This is a genomic window from Oerskovia jenensis, assembly GCF_016907235.1.
Classification (GTDB): Bacteria; Actinomycetota; Actinomycetes; order Actinomycetales; family Cellulomonadaceae; genus Oerskovia; species Oerskovia jenensis.
Window position 1 is genome coordinate 957,750 of the sequence record NZ_JAFBBO010000001.1, and the last position, 17,637, is coordinate 975,386.

A 17,637-nucleotide genomic window follows, 5' to 3' on the forward strand; every position below is an offset into this window, starting at 1 on the left:
AGGCCGTGAAAGAGTAAAGAACCGGCCACCCGTCGCGGATATACTCCCCGGACCGGCCGGTCGACCGGCTTGCCCGGTTCGCCGGGTTCCAGGGGTGGGTCCCGCACCGACCTCCGTCAGAGACGAGCGAAGGATCACGATGACCGAGGCAGCACCGCTCCAGCCCCCCGCCGCGACCGAGCACCTGGTGCTCTCCGCGCCCGAGCCCGTGAAGCCCGTCGCGACCACGCAGGCTCCCGCGATGGCTCCGCGCGTCGACGAGGCCGCGATCCCGGGACTGGACCAGAAGGTCACGTCGTACCTGGACGCGCTCATGGCCTCCGACGCCCGCTCCCCCGAGTTCGCGGCCAAGGCCAACGACGTGCGCACCATGGGCGACCAGGACATCCGTACCGCCGCCGACGCGTCGAACCGCCTGCTGGCCACTCCCGTGCGCGCGCTCAAGGAGGGCGGCTTGTCGGAGGGCTCCAAGGTCGGCAGCACGCTCCTGGAACTGCGCCGCACGGTCGAGAACCTGGACCCGTCCGAGGCGAGCATGGGCCGCAAGATCCTCGGCTTCATCCCGTTCGGCGACAAGCTGACCGACTACTTCCGCCGGTACGAGAGCGCACAGGGGCACCTCAACGCGATCATCCGCGCGCTCTACGACGGCCAGGACGAGCTCCGCAAGGACAACGCCGCTCTCAACCTCGAGAAGCAGCACCTGTGGGACACCATGGCGCGCCTCAACCAGTACATCTACGTGGCCGAGCGCCTCGACGCGCAGCTCTCCGCGAAGACCGCCGAGCTCGACGCGACGGACCCGGAGAAGGCCAAGGCGCTGCGCGAGGACGTGCTGTTCTACGTGCGCCAGAAGCACCAGGACCTCCTGACGCAGCTCGCGGTGTCGATCCAGGGCTACCTCGCGATCGACATCGTCATCAAGAACAACGTCGAGCTCATCAAGGGCGTCGACCGCGCGACCACCACGACCGTCTCGGCGCTGCGCACGGCCGTGATCGTGGCGCAGGCCCTCGCGAACCAGAAGCTCGTCCTGGACCAGATCACGGCGCTCAACACGACGACGTCGAACATGATCGCCTCGACGTCCAAGATGCTCGCGGACCAGTCGGCGACCATCCAGGCGCAGGCGGCGAGCGCCACGGTCGGTCTGCCCCAGCTTCAGGCCGCGTTCCAGAACATCTACGCGACCATGGACTCGATCTCCACGTTCAAGGTCCAGGCGCTGGACTCGATGGCGCAGACCATCGGTGTCCTGGAGACCGAGACGACCAAGGCCCGCGAGTACCTGGACCGCGTGGCCCAGGGCGACCAGTCGGGTGCGGCCTCGGGCGCGCTCGACCTCGGGAAGGTCTGACCCGGACGCCATGGGCTGGTTCCAGAACCTGTTCGGCGGCGGGCGCAGTCGCCCGCCGGAGGTCCCCGTGCTGCCCCCGGCACCCACGAGCGCGGACATCCTGGCCTCGGTCGACGCCGTGCAGGCGCAGATCGAGGGCCGGGTCCCGCCCGCGGTCACGGCGCGCGTGAACCGCATCGCGAAGACGGTCGACGACATGGCTCCGCGCCTGGACCGCCTGGGCGGCGGCAGCGCGCAGGCTCACACGGTCGTCGCGACGGCCACGAGCTACCTGCCGGAGGCCGTGGGCGGGTACCTGCGCCTGCCGCGCGACTTCGCGGACACGCGCGCGGTCAACCGTGGCAAGACGTCGCTCATGATCCTGTGCGACCAGCTCGACCTGCTGGGCGTGACGCTCGACAAGATCTCGGACGCGGTCTCGCGTGCGGACGCCGCGGCGCTCGTGGCGCACGGGCAGTTCCTCGCGGAGAAGTTCCAGTCCTCCTCGATCGCGCTCGCCCCGGACGCCGGGGTGGGTACGGCCCAACCCCAGGCGCCGGGTACCCCGGGCGGGTTGGAACGGCCGTGAGCGCCGCGCGCCAGGGGGCGCTCGCACGGAGCATCGAGGCGCTCGTGGCGGTGGGCCGTGGCGCGGGCCTGGTGCCCGACGACGTCACGCACGAGGGCGAGCGGCTCGCCGCCGCGGTGGCCGAGTCGTCCACGGGTGCGGCCCCGGCGTGGCTCGAGGCCGTGGGGCGCGACCCGAGCGACTTCACGGCGTTCTTCGAGGCCGCGCAGCGGGGCCGGCGGTGGCGTTCGGCCCCGACGGACCAGCTCACGGCCCTCGTGGTCGCGGGCTCGGAGCACGCGGCCGCGTATGCGGAGGCCCTCGCGGCCGTGATCTCCGCGGCCGGCGCGCTGGGCTCCCCCGGGCTCTCGTCCTCGGCCAACGCGGCGTCCACGACGGCCGTCCAACGAGCCGCGGCCCAGCCGCACACCGCGACGCCGCGCCCTGCGGCCGGACCGAGCGCACCCGTCCCGCAGGACCCCGTGGCGACGGGCACCGGCGGGCACGTGCCCGGCGTACCGGGCGGCGCGACGCGCTTCCCCTCGCCCACGTTCGACCCCACGCTCCCGAGCACCACGAACCCGTTCGACCTCGGCGCGCTCCTGGGCGCCGGGGGCCTGCGTCCACCGGCGCAGGACGTCGTCCCGACCGTGGACGCGATCCTCGACGCGCTGGGTGCCCGGACGCCGGGCGAACCCGGTGGTGGGCCGACCTCCGCGACGCACGCGGCGCCGTCGGGCACCCCTGTCGACCCGGCCTCCGGCGGCGCGCAGAGCGCGACCACGGGCGACTCCCCCGCCGAGGAGGAGACCGAGGCCGAGCCGCCCCGCTCGCTCGAGGTCCTGCTCGCCGAGCTCGACGCGCTCATCGGGCTCGACCGGGTCAAGCACGAGATCCGCCAGCAGACCGAGCTCCTGCGCATCGAGAAGCTCCGCACGGCCGCGGGCCTGACCACGCCCACGCTCACGCGCCACCTCGTGTTCCTCGGCAACCCCGGGACGGGCAAGACGACCGTCGCGCGCCTGGTCGCCGGGATCTACCGCGCGCTCGGGCTGCTCAGCAAGGGGCACCTGGTCGAGGTCGACCGCTCCGAGCTCGTCGCCGGATACCTGGGACAGACCGCCGTCAAGACGTCCGAGGTCGTGGCGACCGCGATCGGCGGCGTGCTGTTCATCGACGAGGCGTACGGCCTCGCGGAAGATCAGTACGGCGCCGAGGCCATCAACACGCTCGTCAAGGACATGGAGGACCACCGCGACGACCTCGTGGTGATCGTCGCCGGGTATCCCGGCCCCATGGCCGGGTTCATCGCGACGAACCCGGGCCTCGAGTCCCGCTTCTCCACGACCATCACGTTCGACGACTACTCGGACGCCGAGCTGCGCGGCATCTTCGAGCGCATGGCGACCTCGGCGGACTTCGAGGCGCTGCCCGAGACCCTCGACCGGTTCGAGGAGATGGTCTCGCTCGTGCCCCGCACCGAGGGGTTCGGCAACGGGCGCCACGCGCGCAACGTCCTGGACGGCGCGATAGCCCGCCACGCCTGGCGGCTCAAGGACACCGCGGAACCCTCGCTCGACGAGCTGCGCCGGCTCGTGCCCGCGGACCTGCTCCCCGAGAGCACCGAGGACGTCGAGGGCGTCCTGGCCGTGCCCGACGAGCCGACCAACGAGACGACCGACGAGCCCGCCGACGAGACCGCCCCGCCCGCGCGGGGCGACGCACCCGATCACCTGCCCGAGAACCCGCCCGTCTCCCCTCAGGAGGAGCCCGCATGAGCCAGACCCTGACACCGCCGCCCGGGTCCGCCCCGGCGACCGGTCGGGCCGTCCAGCCCGCCACCGCCGGGCAGCCGGGCCAGCAGGGCGCACCTGCCGCCACGCAGGCCGAGGAGCGGGCCGCCCGCCGCGCGGGGGTGCGCAGCGCGCTGCGCCGCTCCCCCGGCAAGCTGCGGATCGCGCTCGCGCTGTGCGTGCTCGCCTCGGTGCTCTTCGGTGCGCTCGGTTTTCAGGCCGCACGCGTCCAGGGGATCGCGCTCGACGACGCCCGTGCGGACACGAGCCAGCTCCTCGGCATCCAGGACGTGCGCAACAACCTGGTCGTCGCGGACGCCGCGGCGACCAACGCGTTCCTCGTCGGCGGCCTCGAGCCCGCGGACCAGCGCACCCGCTACGACGACGCGATCGCGAACGCCTCGATCCGCATCGCGGAGCTCGCGGGCTCCAACAGCGCCGACGCGACCGAGCTCGGACAGGTCGCCTCGCAGGTCGCGGTGTACACGGGCCTGATCGAGCAGGCACGCGCGAACAACCGCCAGGGCTTCCCGGTCGGCTCGGCCTACCTGGACCAGGCCTCGACGCTGCTGCGCGAGGAGATCCTGCCGACGCTCACGACGCTCGTGGACGACAACGCCGACCGTGTGGCGTCCGACCTGTCGATGGTGCGCAACGCGCTGTGGATCCTCGCTGCGGGCGTGCTGTGCCTGGCTCTGCTGATCGGCACCCAGGTGTGGCTCGCGAAGCGCACGCACCGCTTGCTCAACGTGGGCCTGCTCGCGGCGAGCGCGGTCGTGCTGGTCGTGGGGGTCGTGGGCGCGGTCCTGCTGAGCCAGACCAACGGCGCGGCCGCCGCGGTCCGGGACGGCCCGTACGCGGCGACGCTCGCGGCCTCGACCGCGTACTCCGAGGCCAACGACGCCAAGGCCATGGAGAGCTTCACGCTCATCAAGCGCGGCTCCGGCCAGGCGTACGAGGAGTCCTTCGTCGAGCTCACGGCCGACGCGACGCAGCGCCTCGACGACGCGGGCGCGGCCGGGGTCCTCGACGGGACCGCGGCCGGGTACCTGGCCGACTGGGTCACGCAGCACCAGGCGATCCGTGCGCTCGACGACGCGGGCGACTGGGACGGGGCGGTCGCGCTCGCGACGGGCTCGGCCGAGGGCAGCCCGAACGCCGCGTTCGCGGCCTTCTCCCAGTCCGTCACGAACGACATCACCGACAACATCCGGGCCACGCAGGCCGACCTCGCCTCGGCGGGCACGAAGTCCGCCCTCGCGGGCTGGCTCCTGCTGGCCGCGGGCCTCGTCGCGGCGGTCCTCGCCTGGCGCGGCCTGAACGTCCGACTGGAGGAGTACCGGTGATCACCACGACCTTCCGCAAGAGCGGGCGCCTGGGCGCCCTGGTGGCGCTGGGCGTCTCGGGCGTCCTGGTCCTGGCGGGCTGCGCCACGCCCGACGCCGGATCGTCCGCGGGCGCGCCCGTGGCCTCGGTCGTCGGCACCGCGGGCAGTGCCGGCCCGGTCTCGTCCGGGACCCTCGCCTCGGCCGCGGCGTGCGAGAACCCCGTCGCGTCCTACGCGCCCGACGGGCCGTTGCCCGGACCGGGGGCCCTGCCGGCCGGCAGCACCATGGCCGCGATCCGCGACCGCGGCTCGTTGATCGTGGGCGTCTCGGCCGACACCCTGCAGCTCGGTGCGCGCAACCCCTTGTCGGGGCAGATCGAGGGCTTCGACATCGACGTGCTCCACGAGGTGTCGACCGCGATCTTCGGCGACCCGGACCGGCTGCAGTTCCGCGTCATCACGTCGGGGCAGCGCCTCGAGGCCCTGGAGAAGGGCGAGGTGGACATCGTCGCCCGCGCGTTCACGATCAACTGCGAGCGCTGGGAGACCATCGCGTTCTCCTCGGAGTACTACCACGCGGGCCAGAAGGTCCTCGTGACGCGTGACTCCGAGGCGCAGGGCATCGCGGACCTCGCGGGCCAGCGGGTCTGCGCCCCGGACGGCACCACGACGCTCGAACGCCTCCAGGAGTACCCGGACATCGAGGCCGTGCCCGCGACGACCCACACGGGCTGCCTCGCACTCTTCCAGCAGGGCAAGGTCGACGCGATCACGGGCGACGACACGATCCTCGCGGGCTTCGCCGCGCAGGACCCGTACGCCAAGGTCGTCGGGCAGGCGATCTCCGACGAGCCGTACGGTCTGGGCATCCCGGCCGCGAACGTCGACATGGTCAAGTTCGTCAACGGCGTCCTGGAGCAGATGCGCACCGACGGCACCTGGACGGCGCTGTACGACGAGTGGCTCGGCGTCCTCGGCCCGGCCCCGACCCCGCCGGTCGCCGTGTACGGCCGCACGCCGTGACGCCAGGCTCCTCGTCCTCACCTGCTGCTGCCGGGCCGCCCGTGGCCCCGCGCACGCAGCAGGCCCCGACCGCGCCCGGACGCCTGGGCGAGGCGAGCCCCGCCGCCGAGCTCTTCACGTACCTCGCGGCGCTCGAGGAGTGGCTGCGGGCTCGCCGCACCGAGCTCGACCGCCTCGACGCCGCAGCCCAGGCCGCGGCGTCCCCCGAGACGTACACCGCGGACCTGCTGCTCGCCATGACCCTGTGGCAGGCGGCCCGCACGCGCGCCGACGAGATGGCCGTGGTCTGGGACTCGGGGCGCGCGGACACGGTCGCGCGCGAGAAGATCTCACAGCTGGTCTGGGGTCGGCTCAGCTCGCCCGACGGCTCGTCGCTCGTGTCCTTGGTCGAGGCGACGCGGCTGTGCGACGCGATCGTGGCCGCGCTGCGCACGCGCCTGTCGTTCGACCCGAACGCCGCCGACGAGGTCGCCCGGTTCCGCGGGCTGCGCGCCGAGCTGGCCCGGTGCGACGAGCTCGCCGGCTCCGACACCTCGGCGCGTGGCCGGGTGGAAAAGCTCCGTGAGCGCTGGACGCGCCTGCGGGACAAGGCGTCGCACGGCGCCGACGTGACCGGCCCCCTGACCGAGCTCGAGGCCGAGGTCGCGCGCACCGAGCGGGACCTCATCGTGGGCGCGTCCGAGCGTCGCGAGCTGGCCCGCGACCGCAAGCAGGCCGTCGAGCGCTACGCGGCCCTGGAGGCGCGCGAACCCTCGCTGCGCGAGCTCGCGGCCCGTGCCCGCCGCGAGATCGCCGCTCCCCCGCGCCTCGCGGTGCCCGACGTGTCACGCCTCGGTGAGGTCCCGCACGACCGTTCGGGGCTCGACGGGTTCCTGACCCGGCTCGCGACCGTCGCGCGCGCGTTCGACACGGTCGAGTCCGCGTACACCGCGCCGCTGCGCGAACGGGCCGAGCTCCGCTACCGGCTCGACGCCTACCGCGTGAAGGCCGACGCCAACGGCCGCAGCGCCTCCCCCACGGTCCGCTCCGGGCTGGCCGAGGCCCGCGAGGCGGGAGAGGCCGTGCCCTGCGACGTGGTCCTCCTGCGCTTCCTCGTCGAGCAGTACCAGTTCCTGTCCCGTGACCTGCCCGCACACCTCTCGTCGCCCGGACCGTCGCCCGCCCCGGGCCAGGAAGGATCGTCCCGATGACCACGACCGCTCAGGAGCCCTGCTCCCAGCCGGGCTGCCCCGGCTTCATCGAGGACGGCTACTGCAACGTCTGCGGCTCGCCCGCCGCGCCGTCGGGCGCGGCCGGTGCTCCCGGCCCGGCAGGGTCGTCGACGACGGCGACCGCTGCCGCCGCGTCGCCGTCGGCCATGCTCGGCACGGGCATCGCGCAGGCCGCGCCGAACTACGCGGCCGGCCCCGGCCCCGAGGGCGAGGCCGTCTCGACCCGCACCGGGCGCACGAGCTCGACCCAGCTCGCGAGCGCCGCGCTCGGCTCGGCCCGCTCGGCCGTGACGGGCACCAAGTCCACGCGGCGCGTGGGGACGTCCTCGACCCGCCTGCGCGGCCACCGCCTGGGCGCAGGCCTGACGACCGTGCCCAGCGCGCCGGTCCGCGACCCGCTCCAGGCCATCATGGCCGTGCCCGAGCTCGCGGAGTCCAAGCGCTTCTGCCCCACGTGCGGCGCCAAGGTCGGCAGGTCGCGCGACGGCGTCCCGGGCCGCACCTCGGGCTTCTGCCCGCAGTGCCGCACCGCGTTCTCGTTCGACCCGCAGCTCTCGCCGGGCGACGTCGTGGGCGGCCAGTACGAGGTCGTGGGCTGCCTCGCGCACGGTGGCCTCGGCTGGATCTACCTGGCCCGCGACCAGAACGTGTCGGGCCGGTGGGTCGTGCTCAAGGGTCTGCTCAACTCGGGCGACCCCGACGCGTTCGCGGCCGCGATCTCCGAGCGCCAGTTCCTGGCCGAGGTCGAGCACCCGCTGATCGTCGAGATCTACAACTTCGTGATGCACGACGGCGCGGGCTACACCGTCATGGAGTACGTGGGCGGCAAGTCGCTCAAGGAGATCCTCAAGGACCGCCGCGACGACAACAGCGGCGTGGTGAACCCGCTGCCCGTGGACCAGGCGCTCGCGTTCGTCCTGGAGATCCTCCCGGCGTTCGCGTACCTGCACGACCTGGGCCTGATCTTCTGCGACTTCAAGCCCGACAACATGATCCAGCAGGGCGACGGCGTCAAGCTCATCGACCTGGGCGGCGTGCGGCGCCTGGACGACCTGACCTCCGCCATCTTCGGCACGGTCGGCTACCAGGCTCCCGAGGTCGCGGAGATCGGGACGTCCGTCGCGTCCGACATCTACACGATCGGGCGCACGCTCGCCACGCTCGTGCTGGACTTCCGGGGGAACCAGACGACGTACGTCGCCTCCCTGCCGCCGGTCGCCGAGACCCCGGTCTTCCAGCAGTACGACTCGTTCTACCGCCTGCTCGCCAAGGCGTGCGCGCTCGACCCGTCGGACCGCTTCGCGACGGTCGACGAGATGCGCGCCCAGCTCATCGGCGTGCTGCGCGAGGTCGTCGCGACCGACCGCGGCCCGGGCAGCGGCGCGCTGCACTCGGCGGCCTCCGTGCTCTTCGAGGCGCCCGTGTCCGACGACGCCGACCACCCGCTGACGTGGGACGCGCTGCCGACGCTCAAGATCGACGAGTCCGACCCCATGGCGAGCTGGCTCGCGGGCGTCAACATCGCCGACCCGGCCGCGCGCATGGCCGCCCTGGCGGCGGCCCCCGAGGCCACGGTCGAGGTGCGGCTCGCGTACGCCAAGGCCGCGATCGAGCACCGCCGGTTCGCCGAGGTCGACAAGACGATCGTCGAGATCCTCGCGGACGACCCGTGGGAGTGGCGTGCCGCCTGGATCGGCGGGCTGGCCGAGCTCGCGCGCGGCGAGGCCGCGGACGCCCGCGCCTCGTTCAACGCGGTCTACGGCCAGGTGCCCGGCGAGCTCGCGCCCAAGCTCGCCCTCGCGGTCGCGTGCGAGGTCAGCGGCGAGCCGGACATCGCCGAGTCGCTGTACGTGATCTGCGCCCGGTCGGACGCCAACTACACCGCGCCCGCGGCGTTCGGGCTCGCCCGCATCCGGCAGGCGCGCGGCGACCTCGACGGGGCGCTGCACGCCCTGGACCTCGTGACCCCGACCCGCAGCTCGTACACCGATGCGCGCATGCGGCGCGCGCGTCTCCTCGCCGGTTCCGACCGCGGGCTCACGGCCCTGGCCGAGGCCCTCGCGAGCGTCGAGTCGGTCGCGATCCCCCAGCGCGACCGCGTGGCCCTCTCGATCGACGTGCTGCGCTCCGCGCTCGAGGAGGTCACGGTCAAGAAGCAGGTCGGCACGGCGCGCCTCGGCGGGGTCGAGCCCAAGGAGCCACCGCTGCGCGACGCCCTCGAGGGCGCGTACCGCGAGATGGCGACGCTCACCGAGGACCGGGTCGCGAAGATCGACCTGGTCGACCAGGCGAACGCCGTGCGCCGCTGGACGACGACGTGAGCGCGCAGGAGAGCTCGCCGGGCCTGCTCGCGCCGTGCGCCACGTGCGGTGAGGTGCCCGCGCCCGGCGCGAGGTTCTGCGAGAGGTGCGGCTCCGACGTCGGGCCTGCGGTGGCAGCCGGTGACGGGCCGCCCATCCTGGCGCGCCCGCCCGTGCCCGCGCTGCCTCCCCTGACCCTGCCGCCACCCCCGCCGGACCTCAAGCCCACGGACCCCGACTCGGGCGCGGTGCCGCCGCCCCCTCCTCCGCCGCCGCCCCCCGCTGCCCGACGCCCCTGCACGAGCTGCGGCGGGACCGTCGCGGACGACGGCTACTGCGAGCAGTGCGGCGAGAAGGCCCAGGTCGAGCGCGACCACTGGGCCGAGCAGCCCGCGCCCTGGGTCGCGGGCGTGTGCGACCGCGGCATCCGCCACGCGCGCAACGAGGACGCCATGGCGCTCGCCGCGTCCGGTGACCCGGCCACGGCCGGGCGGTTCGCGGCCCTCGTGGTGTGCGACGGTGTCTCGGCCGCGCCGGACTCGGACGTCGCGAGCCTCGCGGCCGCGCGTGCGGCCCGCGACGTGCTCGCGTCCGGCGGGCCCGACGGCGCCGCCCCCGTCACGGGGGACGTCACCGAGCGCATCCGGGCGTGGCAGGCCCTCATGGTCGCCGCGTCGACGACCGCGAACGACGCGGTCCTGGTCGCGGTGGGCGACAAGGCCGAGCGCGCCGAGCCGCCGTCGTGCACGTTCGTCGCGGCCGTCGCCGACGGCCCGCTGATCGTGGCCGGGTGGGTGGGCGACTCGCGCGCCTACTGGATCCCCGACGCCGGGACGGCCCGCCAGCTCAGCGTCGACGACTCGTGGGCCCACGAGCTCATGGCCATGGGCACCCCGCGCCACGTCGCCGAGAACGCGCCCCAGGCGCACGCGATCACGCGCTGGCTCGGGCCCGACTCGACCGACCCGGCGGCCCGCTGCGCCCCGACCGTCCCCGACTCCTCGGGCTGGCTGCTGGTCTGCTCGGACGGGCTGTGGAACTACTGCTCGGCGGCCGACGACCTCGCGGACCTCGTGCGCTCGACCGAGGCCACGACGGGACGCGAGCCCCGCGCGCTGGCCGCCGAGCTCGTCCGCTGGGCCAACGCCCAGGGCGGCCGGGACAACATCACCGCGACCCTCGCGCGTTTCGAGGCGCTCCCCGCCTCGACCAGCTCCGATAACCTGCACACAGACGCTGTATCGGGCGACGAGCCCGCGACGCGCGCCCTCTGATCCACGAAGGAGCCCAGAACCCATGGCCGAGTTCTCCGCCGAGGTCTTCCAGAACGAGTTCCTGTCCGAGGGCGCCACGGATGTGCACGCCATCGTGACGGTGACCGCCCGAGGGGCAGGTCAGGCGGGGGCCGCGACCTCGGGCGGCGGCGTCGCCGAGATCATCATGGTCGACACGTCCGGTTCGATGTCCGGGCGCAACATGGAGTCCGCCAAGTACGCCGCGCAGGTCGCGGTCGACCAGATCCTCGACGGGACCTGGTTCGCGATCGTCGGCGGGAGCCACGTCGCGCAGCGCGCGTTCCCCTACCCCAACGCACGCGTCGCGATGGTCCAGATGGAGCCCGCGGCGCGCGAGGAGGCCAAGCGCGCCATCGCCATGATGAGCCCCTCGGGCGGCACCGCGATGAGCACGTGGCTCCAGCTCGCGGCCCAGCTCTTCGACACCGTGCCCCAGGCCGCCCAGCGCCACGCGATCCTGCTGACGGACGGCAAGAACGAGTCCGAGCCGCGCGAGAACCTGTCGCAGGTCGTGCGCGCCGTGACCGGGAAGTTCCAGTGCGACGCGCGCGGCGTCGGTTCGCGCTGGCAGGTCGACGAGCTGCGCGAGATCTCGACGGCCCTGCTCGGGACGGTCGACCTCATCGCCGACCCGAGCGAGATCGCGGCCGACTTCTCCTCGCTCGTCCAGAAGTCCATGTCGCGTGGCGTCGCCTCCGCGGACCTGCGCGTGTGGGCCCCGCAGGGCGCCCAGGTGCTGTTCGTGCGCCAGGTCGCCCCGACGGTCGAGGACCTCACGACGCGCCGCGCCGTGGTCAACCCGTTGACCGGCTCGTACCCCACGGGGTCGTGGGGCGACGAGACGCGCGACTACCACGTGGCCGTGCGCGTGGCCTCGAAGCCCGTGGGCTCCGAGCAGCTCGCGGCGCGCGTCCAGCTCGCCGTGAACGGCGAGGTGGTCTCGTCGGGTCTGGTCAAGGCCAAGTGGTCCGACGACGGCGCGCTCACCACGCGCATCAACCCGGAAGTCGCGCACTACACGGGTCAGGCCGAGCTCGCGTCCGCGATCCAGGAGGGCCTCGCGGCCAAGGCGGCAGGTGACGAGGCCACGGCGACCGTCAAGCTCGGGCGCGCCGTCCAGCTCGCGGCCGAGACCGGCAACGACGAGGCGACCTCGCGCCTGCGCAAGGTCGTCGAGATCGAGAGCGAGGAGCAGGGCACCGTGCGCCTCAAGCGCAACACCGACAAGCTCGACGAGATGGCCCTCGACACCGCCTCGACCAAGACCACGCGGGTCAAGCGATGAGCGCGATCTGCCCCAACGGGCACGCCTCCGAGTCGACCGACTACTGCGACGTGTGCGGCGAGCCCATGGGGGCCGCGTCGAACGGCGCGTCGGCGGCCGTGGCCTCCGGGTCCGTCGGGGCCGCGGCCGGTGCTGCCGGCAGTGGTGGCGCGGCTGCGGGTGGCGAGCCCATCACGTGCCCGCACTGCTCGTTCCCGGCTGCGGCCGGTGCGCTGTTCTGCGAGAACTGCGGCTACGACTTCACGACGGGCTCGCTGCCCGAGCCCGCCGGGGCACCGTCGGCCGCGACCCCGGTGCCAGCCGGTGCGCCCGCCGGGTCGCCGGGGCCGCTCGATCCCCCGCCGTCGTCGCTCGACCTCGACCCGGTCGCACCTCCCGCGGGGTCGCCCGCGGCCGCGCCGTCGGCGGACCCGCTGTCGGCGCCTGCCGCGCTCACGCCGCCCGTCGGCGGCCCGGAGGCAGGTGACCCGTCGTCGGCCCCGGTCGCTGGTGGCGGCCCGGGAACCGGACCTCTCGTCGCTCCGGGCGCTCCTGCCGACCCGACCGCGGGCGAGGCGACGTCTGGGACGGGCGCAACGCCGTCGGGCACGGGGACGCACCTGCCGACCCCGCCCGTGCCGGGCGAGGACCAGTGGGTCGTCGAGGTGTGGATCGACCCCGACTGGTACCAGGCGCAGAAGGCCGAGGACCCGCTGCCGTCGGCCGGGCTGCCCGGTCTCGTGGTGCTGCGCGAGCGCAGCGTGCTCGTGGGACGCCCGTCGGTGTCGCGCAACATCCACCCGCAGATCGACTGCGGCGCCGACACCGGTGTCTCGCGGCGGCACTGCCAGCTCAACACCGACGGGCAGCGCTGGTGGGTCGAGGACCTCCAGTCGTCCAACGGGACCTACCTGAGCCCCGCGGGCGGCGAGCTGCCGATCGACCCGATCCCGGCCGGTCAGCGCCGCGAGGTCGCCGACGGCGACCGCATCTACCTCGGCGGCTGGACGCGGCTCGTGATCCGCAAGGCGCTGCCTGGGGAGGTCTGAGCCTCGTGGTGTGACGGACGATGGCGACGAAGGCCGCCGTGGTTCAGCTCCGCTGGGGCGGGGTGTGGTGTGTTCGTGGATCACCCACAATTGTGGGTGATCCACGAACACCACATAGCGGCTGAGGCCGGGGGTGCGTCCTCCCCACGTGGTGCTACGCGGGCACGGCCTGTGCACCTGCGGCCAGGCGCGTGTTCACCGACATCCGCTCCCCCGCGGCCTGGATCTACAGGAGCATCGCGGCCGAGGGGACGACCTTGCCCGTCATGTACGTCGAGAGTCGCGAGGGCGACGTGCCGACGTGCGCGGCGAACTCCTTGGCGCTCAGACCGGATCGCAGGAGGGCCTGACGCACCAGGCGCGCCACCCGGGCCTCCGGCCCTCTGCGAGCATCCGCCAGCACCTGAGCGAGCAGCATCGCGGCCCCGCTGTCGGCGTCGACGATGCTCAATGCCTCCTCCAGGTCGACGGCCACCGGACCGTCCGGGTCGGCCTGGACGGCCTGGACGGCTCGCGTGATACGACGCCAGTGCGGCAGGTAGCCGCGTTCGATCGCGGTGGAGATCCCCTCCACTCCCCACTCGGAGACGGGATCCTCCGGAGTAGCGTCGATGTTCCGGAATCGCAGCGCCATCTCAGCTCCCTTCCTCGACCATCGCGCGCGCAACCTGCTGACAGACGTCGACGACGCTCTGCCACTGCCACCAGCGAGAGTCCAGCCCCTTGTAGGTCGACAGGCGTCGAGTGACCGAGACGTCCTTCGGGTTCGGAGCCGCGAGCTGGATCGCGACCTGGGTCGCTACGGGGCTCTCGTCATGGGCTCGGTCGCTGTAGTACTCGTCGATCCTCGCCAACGTCCCCGCGGCGTGGGGGATGCCCATGCGACAACCACCCTCAGGGGAAGCGCCTGCACCGTCCTCGCGCGATGCCATCGTGTATGCGCCGATCCCCCGAATCTGGTGGCGGCGCCTGGAGGTTTCCTCCAACCGGTTGTCGACTTCCGCCAACGCACCCTGCTCTCCCTGATTCGTGGCGCCGACGCGCCGGCATCCCGTCTCCGACAAGAGTGGACTCGTGCCACCCGGCACCTCACGCCTTTCCCGAGGAGAACCCGTGGCCCGCCCAGTGCGCACCGCCCCGCCCGCAGACGTCCCCCCTGACGCGCCCGACGTGCCGACCGCGCCGCACCAGTCGGCCGCGGCCCCGGCCCCCGCGCCTTCCCGCTGGCACATCTCCGCAGCCGACGCGGCCCGCATCGCGACCTTCGCCGCGCTCACCGCGGTCCTCGGCATGCCGGGGAGCCTGGCCCTGTTCGGCAACGCCGTCCCGATCACGCTCCAGACCCTCGGCGTCATGCTCGCCGGTGCGCTCCTCGGCGCGTGGCGCGGCGCGCTCGCGATGCTCACGTTCCTGGCCCTGGTCGCGACGGGCCTCCCGCTCCTGTCGGGCGGCCGCGGCGGTCCCGGTGTCTTCGTGGGCCCGTCGGCCGGCTACCTGATCGGGTTCGTGGTGGGCGCCGCGGTGATCGGTCTGATCGTCGAGCGCTTCCGCACCCTGACGTTCTGGCGGGTCCTGGCTGCCAGCGTCGTGGGCGGCATGCTCGTCATGTACGCCCTGGGCATCCCGTTGCAGTCCCTCGTCACGGGCTTCTCGCTCCAGACGGTCGCGACCGGCTCGCTCATGTACCTCCCGGGCGACCTCGTCAAGGCCGTGATCGCGGCCTCGGTCACGGTCGGCGTGGTCCGCGCCTACCCCGCGGCCTCCCCGCTGCGCCACGGTGCGAAGACGCCGAAGACGCCGCCCGCCACGAGCCCCGCGGCCTGATCGACCTACGATCCCCTCATGCCCGTCGCCCACGCCGTCATCGCGCACGCCCGCAGCTCCGCAGGGGCGCGCTGCGCGCTGCGCTCCCCCGATCGCTCTCGCACCTACCGAGCCCTCGCCGCGGACGTCGCGGCAGGAGCGGAGTTCTTGCGGGCGACCGGGACGGTCGTGGGCGACGTCGTCGCGATCTCCCTGCCCGACCCGGTCGACCTCCTCACCGCTCTCCTCGCGGTCGACCTCGCGGGCGCGACGCCTCTCGTCTGCGACCACACGTGGTCGCGCGCCCAGCGCGCCGAGGTCCTGCGGACCATCGCCCCGGCGGGCTTCGTCGAGGTCCCGCTCCCGCGCGGCAGCGCCGGGGACGCGCTCGCCCCGCTCAGCGGCCCGGTCGCGAGCAGCCTGCCCGACGACGTCGCTCCCCCCGAGCCCTCGGCATCGGCCCTCGCGTGGGCCGGGTTCTCGTCGGGGAGCACGGGTCGCCCGCGCGCGGTCGTCCGCACGCGTGGTTCCTGGACGGGCTCGTTCCCGGCTGCCGCGCGCCTCACGGGCACAAGGCCCGAGGACACCGTGCTGGTGCCGGGTCCGCTCGCGTCGTCGCTGTACTGCTTCGCGGCCGTGCACGCGCTCGCGACGGGAGCGTGCGTCCAGCTCGCCAAGGGCGACGCCGCGATCACGACTGCCCTGGCGACCTCCGACGTCGTGCATCTCGTCCCCTCGGCGCTCGAACCGATCCTCGACGCGATCGAGGCGGGCGCCCCGAGCCGCCTGCGGACCGCCGTGGTCGGCGGCGCCTCGCTCCCCGCGGACGTGCGCGGGCGCGCGGCCCGCGCGGAGGTGGGCGTCGTGACGTACTACGGGGCCGTCGAGCTGTCGTTCGTCGCGATCGACACCGACGGCACGGGCCTGCGTCCCTTCCCCGGGGTCGAGGTCGAGGTGCGCGAGCTGCCGGGAGCGACGCTCGGCGAGGTCTGGGTGCGGTCGCCGTGGGTCGCGCAGGGGTACCTCGCCCGGGCGACCGGCCCGTTCCGCCGCGAGGGCGAATGGTGCACCGTCGGTGACCTCGCGCAGGTCCCCACCTCGGGGAGCGAGGGCACCCCGCTCGTCCTGCGTGGCCGCGGAGACGGCGCGATCCTCACGGGCGGTGCGACGGTCGTCCCGGAGGACGTCGAGGTCGTGCTGCGCGCGATCCCGGGCGTCGAGGACGTCGTGGTCGTCGGGACCCCGCACCGCCGGTTGGGCGCGGTCGTGACGGCCGTGGTGCAGTGCGCGGACCGGCCGGGGCTGCGCGCGCACCTCGAACGCGTGGCCCGGGCCTCGCTGTCCTCGGCCCAGCGCCCGCGCCACTGGTACGGCGTGCGCGAGCTGCCGCGGACGCCGTCGGGCAAGGCCGCGCGCGGTGCGATCAGCGAGGCGCTGCTGTCCGGCGAGGCGGCGTACGAGGCGCTGCGGTGAGCGCGTCGCCCGACTCCCCCGTCATCGTCGCCGCGCGGCGGACCTGGACCGGTACGGCGGGCCACGGGCATGCGGACCTCTCGGTGACCGACCTCGCCGCCCCCGTCCTGAGCGCGGCGCTCGCCGACCTCCCCGCGGCCCACGGCCTCGACGTGAGCGACGTCGTGCTCGGGAACTGCACGGGGCCGGGCGGGAACCTCGCACGCGTCGCGGTGCTCGCGGCCTCGCTGCGCGACCCGGACGGGCCGTTGACCGAGCACGTCCCCGGCGTCACGGTCGACCGGCAGTGCGGCAGCGGCCTGGCCGCGATCCTGCTCGCGGCCCAGGGCGTCCGCGCCGGGGACGGCGACCTGGTGCTCGCCGGAGGGGTGGAGAGCGCCTCGACCTCTCCGCTGCGTGCCCACCGACCACCCCGCGGATCGAGGGCCGAGCCGGTCCCGTACGACCGCGCCCCCTTCACCCCGGCCGAGCTCGGCGACCCGGACATGGGCGCCGCCGCCGACGCCCTGGCGCGCGAGCGGGGCATCGGCCGCGAGCGCCAGGACGCCTACGCCGCACGCTCGCACGCGCTCGCCCTCGCCGCCCACGCGGCGGGCCGCTTCGCCGAGGAGACCGTCCCTGTCGGGAGGCTCGCCCGCGACGAGCGCGCTCGCCCGCTCGACCGCGCGCTGCTCGCGCGCCTCCCGTCGGCGTTCACGCCGGGCGGCACGGTGACGGCGGGCAACGCGAGCCCGATCAGCGACGGGGCCGCGGTCGTCGCGATCGTCCCGGAGCGCCTGCGTGCGCGCCTCGGGGTGCCCGGCCTGCGGCTCGTGGGCGGCGTGACGCGCGGCTGCGACCCGCGCCTGCCGGGCTGGGGTCCGGTCCCGGCCGTGCGCGAGCTCCTGGCCCGCACGGGCCGGAGCATCGACGACCTCGCCGCGATCGAGCTCGTCGAGGCCTTCGCGGCGCAGGTCCTGGCATTCACGGGAGCGTTCTCCCTGCCCGACGACGACGCTCGCCTGTGCGCGGACGGCGGCGCCCTGGCGCTGGGGCACCCGTGGGCGGCGAGCGGAGCCGTGTCGGTCGTGCGGCTGTTCAGCAGGCTCGTGCGCGCGGGTGCCCCGGCGGGCTCGCTCGGTCTCACGGCCGCAGCCGTGGGCGGCGGCCTGGGTGTGGCCGGGTTGTTCGAGGTGGTCCGATGAGAGGGGCACGC

Annotated in this window: 15 protein-coding genes; 13 read left to right on the forward strand and 2 right to left on the reverse strand. The window is 74.3% G+C overall.

The annotated features are described in order from the left end of the window. Positions 1-139 precede the first annotated feature (139 nt). From JOD49_RS04330 to JOD49_RS04375, 10 genes are read left to right on the forward strand one after another with little or no spacing between them, the layout of a single operon-like run. Positions 140-1,357, forward strand: coding sequence for a toxic anion resistance protein (locus tag JOD49_RS04330; RefSeq protein ID WP_205306124.1), 1,218 nt, complete (start codon positions 140-142; stop codon positions 1,355-1,357). A gap of 10 nt (positions 1,358-1,367) precedes the next feature. After that, positions 1,368-1,925, forward strand: a complete 558-nt coding sequence (locus tag JOD49_RS04335) for a hypothetical protein (RefSeq protein WP_239525138.1) — start codon at positions 1,368-1,370, stop codon at positions 1,923-1,925. Further along, entirely contained in the window at positions 1,922-3,682 is a 1,761-nt protein-coding gene (locus tag JOD49_RS04340) for an AAA family ATPase (protein WP_205306125.1), read from the forward strand. Before JOD49_RS04335 ends, JOD49_RS04340 begins: the two co-directional genes overlap by 4 nt. Continuing rightward, positions 3,679-5,043, forward strand: a complete 1,365-nt coding sequence (locus JOD49_RS04345) for a GlnX family signal transduction membrane protein (protein ID WP_205306126.1) — start codon at positions 3,679-3,681, stop codon at positions 5,041-5,043. Before JOD49_RS04340 ends, JOD49_RS04345 begins: the two co-directional genes overlap by 4 nt. Next, complete coding sequence (locus JOD49_RS04350) at positions 5,040-6,047, forward strand: glutamate ABC transporter substrate-binding protein (protein ID WP_205306127.1); 1,008 nt, start codon at positions 5,040-5,042, stop codon at positions 6,045-6,047. Before JOD49_RS04345 ends, JOD49_RS04350 begins: the two co-directional genes overlap by 4 nt. Beyond that, entirely contained in the window at positions 6,044-7,237 is a 1,194-nt protein-coding gene (locus JOD49_RS04355) for a hypothetical protein (RefSeq protein WP_307822375.1), read from the forward strand. The genes JOD49_RS04350 and JOD49_RS04355 overlap by 4 nt, the downstream gene beginning before the upstream one ends. Next, positions 7,234-9,579: a serine/threonine-protein kinase gene (locus JOD49_RS04360; RefSeq protein WP_205306128.1), complete on the forward strand. Its 2,346-nt coding sequence runs from the start codon at positions 7,234-7,236 to the stop codon at positions 9,577-9,579. The genes JOD49_RS04355 and JOD49_RS04360 overlap by 4 nt, the downstream gene beginning before the upstream one ends. After that, positions 9,576-10,832, forward strand: a complete 1,257-nt coding sequence (locus JOD49_RS04365; RefSeq protein ID WP_205306129.1) for a PP2C family protein-serine/threonine phosphatase — start codon at positions 9,576-9,578, stop codon at positions 10,830-10,832. The genes JOD49_RS04360 and JOD49_RS04365 overlap by 4 nt, the downstream gene beginning before the upstream one ends. A 22-nt stretch (positions 10,833-10,854) precedes the next feature. Next, the gene (locus JOD49_RS04370) at positions 10,855-12,138 is read left to right on the forward strand and encodes a vWA domain-containing protein (RefSeq protein WP_191789209.1); all 1,284 of its coding nucleotides are present in this window, start codon (positions 10,855-10,857) and stop codon (positions 12,136-12,138) included. Then, positions 12,135-13,166 carry an FHA domain-containing protein gene (locus tag JOD49_RS04375; RefSeq protein WP_205306130.1) on the forward strand — a complete coding sequence of 344 codons (1,032 nt, stop codon included), beginning with the start codon at positions 12,135-12,137 and terminating at the stop codon, positions 13,164-13,166. Before JOD49_RS04370 ends, JOD49_RS04375 begins: the two co-directional genes overlap by 4 nt. Positions 13,167-13,392: 226 nt before the next feature. On the opposite strand, the gene JOD49_RS04380 is transcribed toward JOD49_RS04375, so the two are convergent. Continuing rightward, a complete protein-coding gene (locus tag JOD49_RS04380; protein WP_205306131.1) occupies positions 13,393-13,800 on the reverse strand; it encodes a helix-turn-helix domain-containing protein in 408 nt (135 codons plus the stop codon). Between the two features lies 1 nt (position 13,801). Then, entirely contained in the window at positions 13,802-14,047 is a 246-nt protein-coding gene (locus JOD49_RS04385; RefSeq protein ID WP_205306132.1) for a hypothetical protein, read from the reverse strand. Between the two features lie 232 nt (positions 14,048-14,279). On the opposite strand from JOD49_RS04385, the gene JOD49_RS04390 reads away from it, so the two are divergent. The 3 genes from JOD49_RS04390 to JOD49_RS04400 are packed head-to-tail and all read left to right on the forward strand — an operon-like array spanning position 14,280 to position 17,626. Then, positions 14,280-14,990 (forward strand): biotin transporter BioY, encoded by a 711-nt coding sequence (locus JOD49_RS04390; RefSeq protein ID WP_307822376.1) that lies wholly within the window; start codon positions 14,280-14,282, stop codon positions 14,988-14,990. A gap of 18 nt (positions 14,991-15,008) precedes the next feature. Beyond that, entirely contained in the window at positions 15,009-16,442 is a 1,434-nt protein-coding gene (locus JOD49_RS04395) for an AMP-binding protein (protein ID WP_205306133.1), read from the forward strand. Further along, on the forward strand, positions 16,439-17,626 hold the full coding sequence (locus JOD49_RS04400) for a thiolase family protein (protein WP_307822377.1): 1,188 nt from the start codon (positions 16,439-16,441) through the stop codon (positions 17,624-17,626). Before JOD49_RS04395 ends, JOD49_RS04400 begins: the two co-directional genes overlap by 4 nt. Positions 17,627-17,637: the final 11 nt, after the last annotated feature.

Bases quoted from the DNA above. Each gene is read 5' to 3' on its own strand.
- JOD49_RS04330 (WP_205306124.1), top strand. From the start codon at position 140: ATGACCGAGGCAGCACCGCTCCAGCCCCCCGCCGCGACCGAGCACCTG.
- JOD49_RS04335 (WP_239525138.1), top strand. From the start codon at position 1,368: ATGGGCTGGTTCCAGAACCTGTTCGGCGGCGGGCGCAGTCGCCCGCCG.
- JOD49_RS04345 (WP_205306126.1), top strand. From the start codon at position 3,679: ATGAGCCAGACCCTGACACCGCCGCCCGGGTCCGCCCCGGCGACCGGT.
- JOD49_RS04360 (WP_205306128.1), top strand. From the start codon at position 7,234: ATGACCACGACCGCTCAGGAGCCCTGCTCCCAGCCGGGCTGCCCCGGC.
- JOD49_RS04370 (WP_191789209.1), top strand. From the start codon at position 10,855: ATGGCCGAGTTCTCCGCCGAGGTCTTCCAGAACGAGTTCCTGTCCGAG.
- JOD49_RS04375 (WP_205306130.1), top strand. From the start codon at position 12,135: ATGAGCGCGATCTGCCCCAACGGGCACGCCTCCGAGTCGACCGACTAC.
- JOD49_RS04380 (WP_205306131.1), bottom strand. From the start codon at position 13,800: ATGGCGCTGCGATTCCGGAACATCGACGCTACTCCGGAGGATCCCGTC.
- JOD49_RS04385 (WP_205306132.1), bottom strand. From the start codon at position 14,047: ATGGGCATCCCCCACGCCGCGGGGACGTTGGCGAGGATCGACGAGTAC.
- JOD49_RS04395 (WP_205306133.1), top strand. From the start codon at position 15,009: ATGCCCGTCGCCCACGCCGTCATCGCGCACGCCCGCAGCTCCGCAGGG.